Here is a 13923-nt window from a genome sequence, read left to right on the forward strand (position 1 = left end):
CGCGCGGTGTTGAACGAGGACGAGCGCCGCTTGATGCCGTGCACGACATAGCCGAGCGACAGCAAATATTCGGCGAGATAGGCGCCGTCCTGACCGGTCACGCCGGTGATGAGAGCGATCCGCTTGCTCATCCGAGCGCTCGCTCCCGCCGAAGCGGGGATCCGGCGTGGCGCCCTCCAAGCATCGATTCAACGGCACCTCTAGCTGCCACTTCTGTAGTATCCATTCTGATAAACACCCGGCTGCTCAAATTTTTCGAGAACCCTCAGATCGGCCTTGTTCAGCACCACGCCAAGCAGGCGATCGTGAAGGTCCGGCTCGGCTAGCAGATGGCGCCGCACCGCCTTGATCCTGGTGCTTCCCCATTCTACCACGAACACGAAGGAGTCGATCACCGGGACGATCGCACGCACGTCGACGACAGGTGCGATCGGCGGAAGGTCGACGATAACATAATCATAGCTTTCGCGCAGTCGATCAAGCAGGGTTCGAAATCCCTGCGATGCCAGCACCTCGTCGGAATGGACCGGAGCTTCGGTCAGCAGCAGAGGCAGCAGTGCCAGTCCCGTGGCGGCGTCTCGACCCGTGGCCTGTGCGAGATCGATCTTCCCGCTCAGCACCTCCAGCCATCCGGCTGACGGCCGTGGCGTGAGCGAGCGGGCAAGCGTAGGATTGCGAAGGTCCGCGTCGATCAGGATCACGCGTCGACCGGCATCGGCCAACAGCGACGCAAGGTTCGCGGCAACGGTGGATTTGCCTTCGCCCGCGACGGTCGAGGTGATGCCGATCAGCCTGTTCTCGCGGATGGTGGATTCCAGCCACGCTCTCATCTTGATTGCGCGAAACGCTTCGGTGAAGACCGAGATCGGATCGTCGACTGCGCGTCGCTTCAACGGATCGATGAATGCGTAATGGGGTGTATCCGCCGCCACGTTCTCCACGGTTTGCGGCGGCGGACCCAGTCGACCGGCCTCTGCATCGAATCCGGTCGCGATCGATCGCGGAGGTGATGGTGCACGAGGTGCCTGTCCAGCCGCGAGCGGAATCACCGACAGACAACGGACGCCCAATTCCTGTTCGGCCTGCGATCCCGTGCGGAAGACGCCGTCGACTGCCTCGCGCCAGGCTGCAATTCCAAAGCTCGCCATCAGGCCCATCGTGAGCGCGATGGCAAGGACGAATGACGCCACCGGCTTGCTCTTCTTCTTCGGCGCGACGGCTGGACTGATCACGCGTGCATCGGTGATCGGAAACGACTGCTGCTGTATCGCCTCCATATAACGCTGCAGGAAAGTGTCGTAGAGCGTGTGATATACCTTGGCCGAGCTTTCGAGCTCGGCCAATCCAAGCCGATCGCGGTTGGTGAGCTGGCCCTCGGATACCAGGCTGGCCAGCGACCGCTCCAAACTTTCTTCGCGCGTCTTGGCGATCTCGTAATCGCTCTTGTAGCTGCCAGCGATCCGTCCGAGCTCCCCGCGGATGTTTCGGCGCGTTTCCTCCATCTGGTCGCGCAGGTTGATCGCGGCCGTATGGTCCGCACCATATCTCGTCGAGATGTTGGCCTCGCGCGCAGACAGGTCGACATACTGATTGCGGAGCCGCGTAATGACCTCGTTTTTCAGGATATCTGCGACGGCGCCCTCGCTGACGTCCATTTTCCGGACTTGCTCGATCCGGTCGAGCCGGGCCTTGGCCTCGCTGGTGGCGCCGCGGGCGGCGGCGAGCTGGCTGTTCAGTTCGAACAGCTGTTGTTCGCCGATGAGCCGGCTCGCGCTGCCGGCCGATACGTTCGGTCCGCCGAGGTCGACAATGTTGTTCTTTTCCTTGAACTCCAGGACGGCGCGATCGGCTGTCGCCGCCTTCGACTTCAGCTCGTTGATCCGGTCCTGCAGCCAGGCGCCTGCGCGGGTGACTGTCTGGTATTTTGCGCCGAGCTGGTCGTCGATATAGGCCTCCGCGATCGCGTTGGTGACCTTGGCCGCGGTCTCGGGGCTACGCGACGTGTATGAGATGTTCAGCGCATAAGTCTTGTCGCCGCGCGTGATAGAGCGGTGGGCCAGAAACTCATCGAGCGCCCTCTGCTCGCGTTCTTCCACCGTGTTTGAGGTGACGTCCGGACGCGAGAACAGGCTCCAGCCACCGGCGAATTCCGGATCGTCGGCGAGCTTGAGGCTTCTTACAACGTCGAGTCCCAGCTTGCGCGAGGCGAGAATTTCGACCTGGGAGCCCACCTGAAGCGTGTCGAGCGGAATATCCCCCTGCGGCTGCAACTGGTTCTGCAGGACCCGCAGCGTGCTGCTGTCGATCAAAAGCGTAGCGGTCGCGGTGTATTGCGAGGGAGTGACCAGCAGATAGAGCAGGCCGATGGCTATGGCCACGGCAGGCACGATGAGAATGACCCGATACTGTCGCCGGGCCAGTCCGGACAGTTGGTCGATCAAGGCCGACATCGAGGACGAAGCTTCTTCCCGCCCACCGCTATAGTTGACGCGGGTTCTGTGCAACGGCATGTCCATCGTCGATCACATCCTCGGCGGGCGGGCGGTTGCTCGGAGCAAAAAGGCGCTGCCACGACCGCAGCGAAATTCCACCTGACCGGGGCATCTCACCCTGTCTGGTCCCAAGGGCAGCGGGAGAGGCATTGATCGTCGCATAACTCTACCAGCTAGGAGTATCTCGACTCATGGTCTTGCCATGACCGAGCCCGGCCCGCCGAGTTGTGACGCCAGCCCCCGTAACGTTGATGGCTTTCTCTAGCGAACAAATAATACACATTTGCAACAGTTTGATATGAACTGATGTAGGTGCGTCGTTCGATATGTTATGTGTTATCGCGGCGGACGACGCCGGATGTCACGCGCCGTCCTTTCGCGTCGGCGTGTCGAGGAAATGGCGCATCGGCCGGGGCGGGTGCCATTCCGTGATCTCGCAAAGTTCAGTGGCTTGCGGTCCAAGCCTCACGTCTTGCCGGGACGCTTCTCGACGCGCGGATCGACGCCATCGCGTTTCAAGATGACCTTGTATTCGCGGGCATGGTTGGGCGCGCCGCTCAACGTCAGTACGTCGCGGCGAACACCATTTGCGCGCCGTTTACCGTCAAGGTCAGTGAAGCGGAAGGCCACACCCGATCGCCGCTCCCGCCCATGACCAGATAGCCCCGCCGTCCGCATGAACGCCAGCTTGCAGGGATTTAACTTGGTTCGAATTGAGTGCCACTTTAACGTTCCATTCCACTGACCAGATGCCTCGGAAGAGAGTCGCGCCAACTTGCCGCTTTTTCGCCAGAGACGGCCGGGAACCAGACAGCATAAGATGCGGTAACTGCTTGAAACAAAAAGAGAATATGAGAAGTTGCGATGACCGGTGATAGCACGCGCAGCGCTCTGATTGGGTACCGGATCCGTGACGGCATTCGGTAAACTCGTCCGCACCACGGCATTCCGGCTGACGCTGGTCTACCTGTTCCTGTTTGCGATTTTCGCGGCCTCGCTGCTCGGCTATTTCGCCTGGAATACGCGGCGGCTGATCACCGAGGAAATCACGCAGACGGTCAATGCCGAGACCTCGGAGATCAACGAGATCTACGGCCGTCGCGGCCTGCGCGGCCTCGTGCTCGCGATCGAGTACCGGGCGCTGCGGCCGGGCGCCAACCTCTATCTCGTGACCACGCCGACCGGGCAGGCGATCGCCGGCAATGTCGGCTCGCTGGCGCCGGGCGTAATGGCGACGCGCGGTTGGTCGGAGACGGCCTACAAGCGGATCGAGGACGCCGACGAGCGCGACCATCGCGCGCTGGTGCGCGTCACCGAGCTCGAAAACGGTTTCCGCCTCCTGATCGGTCGCGACCTCGACGAGCGGCGGCGCCTGTTCGGGATCGTCGCCAAGGCCGCGCAATGGTCGATCCTGATCGTGGTCGTGCTGGGCCTCGGCGGCGGCATCTTCGTCGCGCGCCGCGTGCTCACGCGCATCGATGCGATGACCGGCACCGCGCAGCGCATCATGACCGGCGATCTCAGCGGGCGCCTGCCGGTGGGGCGCAGCGGCGACGAACTCGATCGTCTTGCGGAAAACCTCAATGCGATGCTGGAGCGGATCGAGGCGCTGATGGCGGGGCTGAAGGAAGTCTCCGACAACATCGCCCACGACCTCAAGACGCCACTGACGCGTCTGCGCAACCGCGCCGAGGAGGCGCTGGCGAAATCGGGCAGCGAGACCGATTACCGAGCGGCGCTGGAGCGGACCATCGAGGAATCCGACGGCTTGATCCGCACCTTCAATGCGCTGTTGATGATCGCGCGCGCCGAGTCCGGCCAGGCGCGTGGCAACATGGATGATTTCGACGCCGCCGAAGTCGCGGGCGGCATCCACGAGCTCTACGAGCCGCTGGCCGAGGACGATGGCATGACCTTGAAGGTCAAGGCCGAGCCGACGCCGGTTCACGCCAACCGCGAATTGATCAGCCAGGCGCTCGCCAACCTGGTCGAGAACGCGATCAAGTACGGCAAGCCGGTCGCGCAGACCGGTGGAACCGTGGTCAGCATGGACTCCAGGCAGATCATCATCGAGGCGAGGCGCGAGGGAGACCAGGTGCTGCTCAGCGTCACCGATCGTGGCCCTGGTATCCCCGAAGCCGACCGCAAGCATGTCGTCGAGCGATTCGTGCGGCTTGAAGCCAGCCGCACGCTGCCGGGCTCCGGCCTCGGTCTCAGCCTTGCCGCCGCGGTTGCGACGTTGCATGGCGGAGAATTGCGGCTGGGTGATGCCCAGCCTGGCCTCGTCGCCACGCTGGTGCTCCCGGCGCGCGCCGGCGACAGGGTTGCTCCGCCAATGCAGGATGTGCCACAGAAGGTGGCATGAACCACTCCGCGCCGGGAAACGCGGACAAGACTGGTGAGAGCCTCGCCGCGCGCTTTGCGGAGGCTCCCCATATTGCCGCTTCCACCACCGACGAACGACGTCTTGAAAGCTGGCTGGCCGAGCTCGAGCCGGCGCAATCGGCCCGTCTTGGCGTGTTGCTGGCTCATCCCTTCGCGCGGGATATTCTGGCCGGCATCGCAGAATTCTCGCCCTATTTGTTCGATCTGGTGCGCACTGACCCGCTGCGGCTGATCCGGTTGCTGGAATGCGATCCGGATGCGCATCTCGCCCTGCTGATCGCGGAGGCGAGGGACGCGGTGCTCGCGGCAGGCGACGAAGCCGAGGTGATGCGGCTGCTTCGCAGGATGAAGGCCGAAGCGGCGCTTCTCACTGCGCTGTGCGATATCGGCGGCGTCTGGCCGGTGATGCGGGTGACGGCGGCGCTGACCGATGTCGCGGTATCCTCGGTGCAGGCGGCGCTCCAGTACCAGCTGCGGCAGGAAGCCGCACGTGGGAAGATCCTGCCGCCGAATCCCGAAGCTCCGGAAGAGGGCTGCGGCCTGATCGTGCTCGCGATGGGCAAGATGGGGGCGGGCGAGCTGAACTATTCCAGCGACATCGACCTCATCGTGTTCTTCGATCCCGATGCCACGACGCTCGCACCCGACATCGAGCCGCAGCCGTTCTTCGTGCGGGTGACGCAGGGCGTGGCGCGCATTCTCCAGCAGCGTACCTATGACGGCTACGTCTTCCGCGTCGACCTGCGCCTGCGTCCCGATCCGTCCTCGACGCAAGTGGCGATTTCGCGAGACGCCGCGCTGAACTATTACGAGCGGGAAGGGCGCACCTGGGAGCGTGCTGCGATGATCAAGGCGCGTGCCTGCGCCGGCGATGCCAAAGCGGGCGAGGCGCTGCTCGCCGAAATCGCGCCGTTCGTCTGGCGCAAGCATCTCGACTTCGCCGCGCTTGCCGACGTCCACGACATGAAGCGTCAGATGCAGACCTATCGCGGCCAGAGCGAGATCGCGGTCGAGGGGCACAACGTCAAGGTCGGGCGTGGCGGCATTCGCGAGATCGAATTTTTCGCGCAGACGCAGCAGCTGATCGCCGGCGGTCGCCATCCGGAGTTGCGGGTGCGGCCGACGCTCGCTGCGCTCGATATTCTCGCCACCAGCAACTGGATCACCTTTGCCGCGCGTGACGAGCTGACCATTGCGTATGAATTCCTGCGCCGCGTCGAGCACCGCCTCCAGATGATCGCCGACGAGCAGACCCATGCGTTGCCCGACGACAAGGAGGCGGTCGAGCGCTTTGCGCGCTTCTTTGGCTATCCGGATCGCGAAGCCTTTGCGCGCGACCTGTTGCGGCAGCTCCAGATCGTGCAGGGACATTACGAAAAGCTGTTCGAGGGCGATGACCCGACCGGCACGGCAAAGCTGCCGGCGCTCGACTACAGCGCAGGTCCTGACGATCCGCGCCTGCTGCAATATTTGACGACGCTCGGCTTCAAGAAGCCGGCCGCGCTCGCGCAGACCATACGCGACTGGATCACAGGCGACTACCGCGTGTTCCGCAACGACCAGACGCGAAGCGCTTTCGTCGAATTCGTGCCGGCCCTGATCGACGGCCTCGCGCGGGCCGAGGAGCCGGATCGCGCCGTCGTGGCGTTCGATCAGTTCCTCCAGGCACTCCAGCTTGGCGGGCGGCTGATCACGCTGCTCGGCCAGAACCGCGATCTCGTCGCGCTCGTGGCGCTGGTGCTCGGCGCGGCGCCGCGGCTCGGCGAGATGCTGGCGCGGAAGCCGCAGCTCATGGACGGCCTGATCGATCCCAGATTCTTCGGCGCGATGCCGGACAAGCAGGAATTGTCGGCGCGATTGGCCGCGACGGTGCGCGACGCCGACTCCTATGAGGAATTTCTCGACCGTCTCCGCTTGTTCGGGCAGGAGAGCCTGTTCCTGATCGGCACGCGCATTCTCTCCGGTACTGTCTCGGCGCAGCAGGCCAGCACGGCTTTCGCCGATGTCGCCGAAGGCATCGTCCACACCGTGCACGATCTTGTCGCCGAACGCTTCGCCGCCCAACACGGACGTATCAAGGATCAGGAGACCGCGATCATCGCGATGGGCCGGCTCGGCAGCCGCGAGATGACGGCATCGTCCGATCTCGACCTGATCCTGCTGTACGATTTCGACAGCGACAATCCGGACTCCGACGGGGCCAAATCGCTTCAGGGCGCCCACTACTTCGCGCGCTTCACCCAGCGCCTGATCAGTGCCTTCACCACACGCACCAATTACGGTGTGCTGTACGAGATCGACATGCGGCTGCGCCCGTCGGGACGCGCCGGTCCGGTGGCGTCGAGCCTCGTCTCATTCGCGGACTACCAGGCCAACGAGGCCTGGACCTGGGAGCACATGGCCCTGACCCGCGCCCGCGTGGTATCGGCCTCGGATGAATTCCGTGAGCGGATCGAGCGTATCATCCGCGATGTCCTGACCCGCCGCCGCGATCGGGCGACCATTGCCAACGACGTCGCCGACATGCGGCGCGCCATCGCGCAGGAGAAGGGCGAGAGCGACCATTGGGATCTCAAATACGCTGCAGGCGGCATGGTCGATATCGACTTCATCGCGCAATATCTCCAGCTCGTGCACGCCCATGACAAGCCTGAAATTCTCGACGTCAGCACCCTTCAGGTTCTGGACAACGCCGCCAAGCTCAACGTGCTCCCGCAATCGGAGGCGGAGATCCTTCGCGCGGCGGCGCGGCTCTATCACGACCTGACGCAGATCCTGCGGCTCTGCGTCAGCGACGGCTTCAAGCCCGAGACCGCCGGCACCGACCTTCAGCGCGTGATGGCGCGCGCCGGCGATGCGCCCGACTTCTCGTCGCTGGAGGCGCGCGTGAAGGAAACGCAGAGCGAGGTGAGGCGCGTATTTACGGCGCTGCTGGAAGGGACGTCGTCTGCTTCAGCGAGGTGAGAGCCTCGCGCACGTTCGGCTCCAGGCCTGCGCCGCCCGCGTCGAGATGGGCGAAGATCGCGCGCTTCATCCGGGGATCCCAGAACTTCTTGATGTGGTCGGCGATCCCCGGCACGGCCTTGTCGTGGCCCTGGCTCTTGAAGAAGGTACCGATCTGGTTGGCCATGTAGACGAGGCGGTCAGGCGACGACATCGATAATCTCCTGAGCACGATGAGCCGTAACGCGACTCTGGTGCGTGAATACTTCAAACCCATCGCTGCGGGCAATCGCGATCAACGTGATGCCGGCGGCTTCCGCGGTGCGAACCGCGAGCGCGGTGGGCGCCGAGACGGCGACCAGCACCGGGGCGCCGATTGCGGCCGTCTTCTGCACCATCTCGACCGAGACACGGCTCGTCAGCAGCACCATGCCCACGCTAGCGTCCGTCCGGCTGCGCGCCAGCGAACCTGCGAGCTTGTCTAGCGCGTTATGGCGGCCGACGTCCTCGCGCAGGGCCACAATGCCATTCGATGGCGACCAGAAGGCCGCGGCGTGGACCGCGCGCGTCTGCATGTTGATCGATTGCAGGGGCGCGATCGCCTGTATCGCCGTCATGATCTGTTGCGGCGTGAAGCTGGACCCTGGTGGGACGACGGCCGCAGGCCGCACGGCCTCGGCGATTGAATCGATGCCGCAAATGCCGCAGCCGGTCGGGCCGGCAATGTGCCGCCGCCGCTCGCTGATGCGCGCGGCATCTTCCGACGCCAGCCACATGCGCAGCTCGATGCCGTCGTCGAGGCGGACCACTTCGAGCGACTTGATGTCGTCGACCGACCTGATGATGCCTTCGTCCAGGCTGAAGCCGACCGCAAAATCCTCGAGGTTCTGCGGCGTCCCCATCATGACGGCATAGCTGCCGCCGTTATAGGTCAGCGCCAGCGGCGTCTCCTCCGGGATCAGGCGCGTGCCTTCGGACGCGGCACCGTCGCGCCAGATCTCGCGGTCGATGGCCTGGACCGGCACGTGCATGCCGTTACTCCGCGGCCTCGGCCGGCGCGATGCGGCGGGAGTGCTGCGCCTGCGCGTCATAGGCCTTCTGCCAGTCGGACGGGCCGTTCGACGGCGAGATCTGCACCGCCGTGACCTTGTATTCGGGGCAGTTGGTGGCCCAATCCGAATAGTCGGTGGTGATGACGTTGGCCTGCGTGTCCGGGTGATGGAAGGTGGTGTAGACGACGCCCGGTGAGACGCGGTCGGTGATCTCCGCGCGCAGCGTGGTTTCGCCCGCACGGCTCGCGAGCCGCACCCAGTCGCCGTCGCGTACACCGCGCTGCTCGGCGTCGTGCGGATGAATCTCGAGCCGGTCCTCGGCATGCCAGACCACGTTCTCGGTGCGCCTTGTCTGCGCGCCGACATTGTACTGGCTGAGGATGCGGCCCGTGGTGAGCAGCAGCGGGAAGCGGGGGCCGGTACGCTCGTCGGTCGCGACATATTCCGTGACGATGAACTTGCCCTTGCCGCGGACGAAGCCGCCGATATGCATCACCGGGGTGCCCTCCGGCGCCTTCTCGTTGCAGGGCCATTGCACCGAGCCGAGTTCGTCGAGCTTGGCGTAGGAGACGCCGGTAAACGTCGGCGTCAGTGCCGCGATCTCGTCCATGATCTCGGACGGATGGCTGTAGTTCATCTCGAAGCCCATGGCTTTGGCGAGGGCGATGGTGACCTCCCAGTCGGCCATGCCGTTCTTCGGTGACATCACCTTCCGGACGCGCTGGATGCGGCGCTCGGCATTGGTGAAGGTGCCGTCCTTCTCGAGGAAGCTCGAGCCGGGCAGGAAGACATGGGCGTAGTTTGCGGTCTCGTTCAGGAAGAGGTCGTGAACGATGACGCATTCCATCGACGACAGCGCCGCCACCACGTGCTTGGTGTTGGGATCGGACTGGAGGATGTCCTCGCCCTGCACGTAGATGCCCATGAACGTGCCTTCGATTGCGGCATCGAACATGTTGGGAATGCGCAGGCCCGGCTCCGGGTTGAGCTTGACGTTCCAGAGCGCTTCGAACTGGTCGCGCACGGCGTCGCCCGAGATGTGGCGATAGCCGGGCAGCTCGTGCGGGAACGAGCCCATGTCGCAAGAGCCCTGCACGTTGTTCTGGCCGCGCAGCGGGTTCACGCCGACGCCGGGGCGGCCGATATTGCCGGTCGCCATCGCGAGGTTGGCGATCGCGATCACGGTGGTCGAGCCCTGGCTGTGCTCGGTGACGCCGAGGCCGTAATAGATCGCGCCATTGCCGCCAGTGGCGTAGATGCGCGCGGCTTCACGCAACACCTGCGGATCGACGCCGGTGAGGATCGCGGTGGCTTCCGGGCTGTGTTTCGGCTGGGCGACGAAGGCGGCCCATTCCTCGAACTCGGCCCAGTCGCAGCGCTCGCGCACGAAGGCTTCGTTGGCGAGGCCCTCCGTGACGATGACATGCGCCAGCGCGGTCACGACCGCAACGTTGGTGCCGGGCATCAGCGGCAGGTGCAGCGCCTTCACGTGCGGTGATTCCACCATTTCGGTCCGGCGCGGATCGATTACGATCAGCTTTGCGCCCTGGCGCAGCCGCTTCTTCAGGCGCGACGCGAACACCGGGTGAGCGGAGGCGGGATTTGCACCAATGATGACCGCGACGTCGGTGTCCTCGACCGAGTCGAAGTCCTGCGTGCCGGCCGACGTGCCGAAGGTCTGCGACAGGCCATAGCCGGTCGGCGAGTGGCAGACGCGGGCGCAGGTGTCGACATTGTTGTTGCCGAAGCCGCCGCGGATCAGCTTCTGCACCAGATAGGTTTCTTCGTTGGTGCAGCGGGACGAGGTGATGCCGCCGATGGCGTCACGGCCGTATTTCTTCTGGATGCCGCGCATCTTGGCAGCGGCAAACGAGAACGCCTCATCCCAGGACACTTCGCGCCAGGGATCCTCGATCCGCTCGCGGATCATCGGGTTGAGGATACGCTCCTTGTGGTTGGTGTAGCCCCAGGCGAAGCGGCCCTTGACGCAGGAATGGCCGCGATTGGCCTTGCCGTCCTTGTACGGCACCATGCGCACGACTTCCTCGCCGCGCATCTCGGCCTTGAAGGCGCAGCCGACGCCGCAATAAGCGCAGGTGGTGACGACGGAGTGCTCGGGCTGGCCGATCTCGATCACCGACTTTTCCGTCAGCGTCGCGGTCGGGCAAGCCTGCACGCAGGCGCCGCAGGAGACGCATTCGGAGCCGAGGAAGCTCTCGCTCATGCCGGGCGAAACGCGGCTGTCGAAGCCGCGGCCAGAGATGGTCAGTGCGAAGGTGCCTTGCACTTCCTCGCAGGCGCGGACGCAGCGCGAGCAGACGATGCACTTGGAGGGATCGTAGGTGAAGTAAGGATTGGACTCGTCCTTCGGCATCCAGGCGGCGTTGATCTCGCCATGGGATTTTGCGAAGACGTGGTTCTCGCCCTCGTAGCCGTAGCGCACGTCGCGGAGGCCCACGGCGCCGGCCATGTCCTGCAATTCGCAATCGCCGTTGGCGCCGCAGGTGAGACAGTCAAGCGGATGGTCGGAGATGTAGAGCTCCATCACGCCCTTGCGCAGCTTCTTCAGCCGTTCGCTCTGGGTGTGCACGACGAGGCCGTTCATCACGGGCGTGGTGCAGGAGGCCGGCGTGCCGGCGCGGCCCTCGATCTCGACGACGCAGAGACGGCAGGAGCCGAACGCGTCGACCATGTCGGTCGCGCAGAGCTTTGGGATCTGGTGGCCCGCGTCCATCGCGGCCCGCATGATCGAGGTGCCCTCGGGCACCGTGACCTGGTTCCCGTCGATGGTCAGCGTCACCATCGTCGTCGATTTGGAGCGCGGTGTGCCGTAGTCGATTTCTTCGATCAGAGACATCGTCGTTCTCCTATTCCGCGGCCTGAAGCGTGGTCGGGGCCGGGATGAAATCTTCCCGGAAATGCTTCAATGCACTGAGCACGGGGTAGGGCGTGAAGCCCCCGAGTGCGCAGAGCGAGCCGAATTTCATGGTGTTGCAGAGGTCTTCGACGAGCGCGAGATTTTCGCTCACGCGCTCGCCGCGGATGATCTTTTCGATGGTCTCGACGCCACGGGTCGAGCCGATCCGGCAGGGCGTGCACTTGCCGCAGGATTCGATGGCGCAGAATTCCATGGCGAAGCGCGCCTGCCTGCGCATGTCGACGCTGTCGTCGAACACGACGATGCCGCCATGGCCGATCAGGCCGTCGCGTGCGGCGAAGGCTTCGTAGTCGAACGGGGTGTCGAACAGCGCGCGCGGGAAATAGGCGCCGAGCGGGCCGCCGACTTGCACCGCGCGGACCGGGCGGCCCGTGAACGTGCCACCGCCGATGTCGTCGACGAGCTCGCCAAGCGTCACGCCGAACGCGGTCTCGAACAGCCCGCCATGGCGGATGTTGCCGGCGAGCTGGATCGGCATCGTGCCGCGCGAGCGGCCCATGCCGAAATCGGCATAGGCCTTGGCGCCCTCGGCGAGAATGAAGGGGATCGCGGCGAACGACAGCACGTTGTTGATGACGGTCGGCTTGCCGAACAGGCCGTGATGCGCGGGCAGCGGCGGCTTGGCGCGCACCAGGCCGCGGCGGCCTTCGAGACTTTCCAGCAGCGAGGTCTCTTCGCCGCAAACGTAAGCGCCGGCGCCGACCCGCACTTCGAGATCGAAGCTGTAGGTGGAGCCGCCGATCTTGTCGCCGAGATAGCCGCCGCGCTTTGCTGCCTTGATGGCCGCGTTCATCGCTTCGACTGCGTGCGGGTATTCGCTGCGGATGTAGATGTAGCCCTTGGTCGCGCCGACGGTGATGCCGGCGGTCGTCATGCCCTCGATCACCAGGAAGGGGTCGCCTTCCATGATCATGCGGTCGGCGAAGGTGCCGCTGTCGCCTTCGTCGGCGTTGCAGACGATGAATTTGCGGTCGGCCTTCGCTTGCGCGACGGTCTTCCACTTGATGCCGGTCGGGAAGCCCGCACCGCCGCGGCCACGCAGGCCGGATGCGGTGACCTCGGCGAGGATCGCATCCGAGCCGAGCGACAGCGCGCGCTCGAGGCCCTTATAGCCGTCATGGGCGCGGTAGTCGTCGAGCGAGCGCGGATCGATCACGCCGCAGCGGGCGAAGGTGAGGCGGATCTGGCGCTTCAGCCAGGGGATCTCCTCGGTTGCGCCCAGCCGCAGCAGATGCGGCGTGTTGCTGGCGAGGGCATCGAGCAGGGAGGGCACATCGGCCTCGGTGACCGGGCCGAACGCGATCCGGCCCTGCGGCGTCGCGACCTCGACCAGCGGCTCCAGCCAGTACATGCCGCGCGAGCCAGTCCTGACGATCTCGACTGCAACGCCGCGCTTGGCCGCATCCTGCTCCAGCGCCAGCGCAACCTCGTCGGCGCCAACCGCAATCGCACCCGCGTCGCGGGAGACGAATAGACGCATGCTCATCGCTGTGCCTCCGCGACCAGTGCATCGAGGCGCTTCTCATCGAGCCGGCCAATGAGGCGGCCGTCGAGCATGGCGGACGGTGCGGTCGCGCACAGCCCGAGGCAGTAGATCGGCTCCAGCGTGACGCGATCATCGGCGGTGGTCTTGCCGAGGGGCACGCCAAGCTTCGCTTCGGCGCGCGCGGCGAGAGCATCGCCCCCCGCAGCCTGACAGGCTTCCGCGCGACAAAGCTTCAGCACATGGCGGCCGGCGGGTTTGTGCCTGAAATCATGGTAGAATGTGAACACGCCATGCACCTCGGCGCGCGACAGATTCAACGCCTGCGCCACCATGGGAATCGCCGCCTCCGGCACATAGCCGAACGCCTCCTGAAGGGCGTGCAGGATGACCAGCGTCGCGCCCTCTTGCTTCGCATGTTCGGCGATGATCTCGGCGCCGCGCGTCTCGTCCCAAGGCTCGTAAACCGCTGTCATTCTTTGTTCTCAGATTGAGCGTCCCTTGATCGCAAACTATTTGGAATCGTTCGAAGATCAATAAAGCTGTCTCATGCTGCGATTGCGAATTCCGATCGATTTGGAAGTGCAATCGGACGATACGGAAATGCAATTAATCGCGTTCCGCTTGCCG

At 64.7% G+C, this 13923-nt stretch carries 10 protein-coding genes; 2 read left to right on the forward strand and 8 right to left on the reverse strand.

Annotation, left to right across the window (positions count from 1 at the left end; all coding sequences use genetic code 11):
• From AC0L3X_RS24505 to AC0L3X_RS24515, 3 genes are all read right to left on the reverse strand, one after another.
• Positions 1-131, reverse strand: a 131-nt coding sequence (locus tag AC0L3X_RS24505; protein WP_473316929.1) for a GDP-mannose 4,6-dehydratase, incomplete at its 3' end; no start/stop codon positions are given.
• Between the two features lie 69 nt (positions 132-200).
• Positions 201-2510: a polysaccharide biosynthesis tyrosine autokinase gene (locus AC0L3X_RS24510; RefSeq protein ID WP_225048739.1), complete on the reverse strand. Its 2310-nt coding sequence runs from the start codon at positions 2508-2510 to the stop codon at positions 201-203.
• Between the two features lie 447 nt (positions 2511-2957).
• Positions 2958-3122, reverse strand: coding sequence for a hypothetical protein (locus tag AC0L3X_RS24515; protein ID WP_231144474.1), 165 nt, complete (start codon positions 3120-3122; stop codon positions 2958-2960).
• A 280-nt stretch (positions 3123-3402) separates the two neighbouring features.
• Between AC0L3X_RS24515 and AC0L3X_RS24520 the strand changes: the two genes are divergently transcribed.
• Positions 3403-4857 carry a sensor histidine kinase gene (locus AC0L3X_RS24520; protein WP_063984542.1) on the forward strand — a complete coding sequence of 485 codons (1455 nt, stop codon included), beginning with the start codon at positions 3403-3405 and terminating at the stop codon, positions 4855-4857.
• Positions 4854-7841, forward strand: a complete 2988-nt coding sequence (locus AC0L3X_RS24525; protein WP_063984541.1) for a bifunctional [glutamine synthetase] adenylyltransferase/[glutamine synthetase]-adenylyl-L-tyrosine phosphorylase — start codon at positions 4854-4856, stop codon at positions 7839-7841. The genes AC0L3X_RS24520 and AC0L3X_RS24525 overlap by 4 nt, the downstream gene beginning before the upstream one ends.
• On the opposite strand, the gene AC0L3X_RS24530 is transcribed toward AC0L3X_RS24525, so the two are convergent.
• Genes AC0L3X_RS24530 through AC0L3X_RS24550 form a run of 5 tightly spaced genes read right to left on the reverse strand, consistent with a single transcriptional unit; the run spans position 7798 to position 13769 of the window.
• Positions 7798-8034: a formate dehydrogenase subunit delta gene (locus AC0L3X_RS24530; RefSeq protein WP_028151503.1), complete on the reverse strand. Its 237-nt coding sequence runs from the start codon at positions 8032-8034 to the stop codon at positions 7798-7800. The genes AC0L3X_RS24525 and AC0L3X_RS24530 overlap by 44 nt on opposite strands.
• A complete protein-coding gene (fdhD, locus tag AC0L3X_RS24535) occupies positions 8021-8851 on the reverse strand; it encodes a formate dehydrogenase accessory sulfurtransferase FdhD (RefSeq protein WP_063984540.1) in 831 nt (276 codons plus the stop codon). The genes AC0L3X_RS24530 and fdhD overlap by 14 nt, the downstream gene beginning before the upstream one ends.
• Positions 8852-8855: 4 nt before the next feature.
• Entirely contained in the window at positions 8856-11729 is a 2874-nt protein-coding gene (gene fdhF / locus AC0L3X_RS24540; RefSeq protein WP_063984539.1) for a formate dehydrogenase subunit alpha, read from the reverse strand.
• Positions 11730-11739: 10 nt separating this feature from the next.
• On the reverse strand, positions 11740-13296 hold the full coding sequence (locus AC0L3X_RS24545) for a formate dehydrogenase beta subunit (RefSeq protein ID WP_473316916.1): 1557 nt from the start codon (positions 13294-13296) through the stop codon (positions 11740-11742).
• Positions 13293-13769, reverse strand: a complete 477-nt coding sequence (locus AC0L3X_RS24550; protein WP_014496685.1) for a formate dehydrogenase subunit gamma — start codon at positions 13767-13769, stop codon at positions 13293-13295. The genes AC0L3X_RS24545 and AC0L3X_RS24550 overlap by 4 nt, the downstream gene beginning before the upstream one ends.
• Positions 13770-13923 lie beyond the last annotated feature (154 nt).

Source organism: Bradyrhizobium sp. MI1.7 (assembly GCF_055811795.1).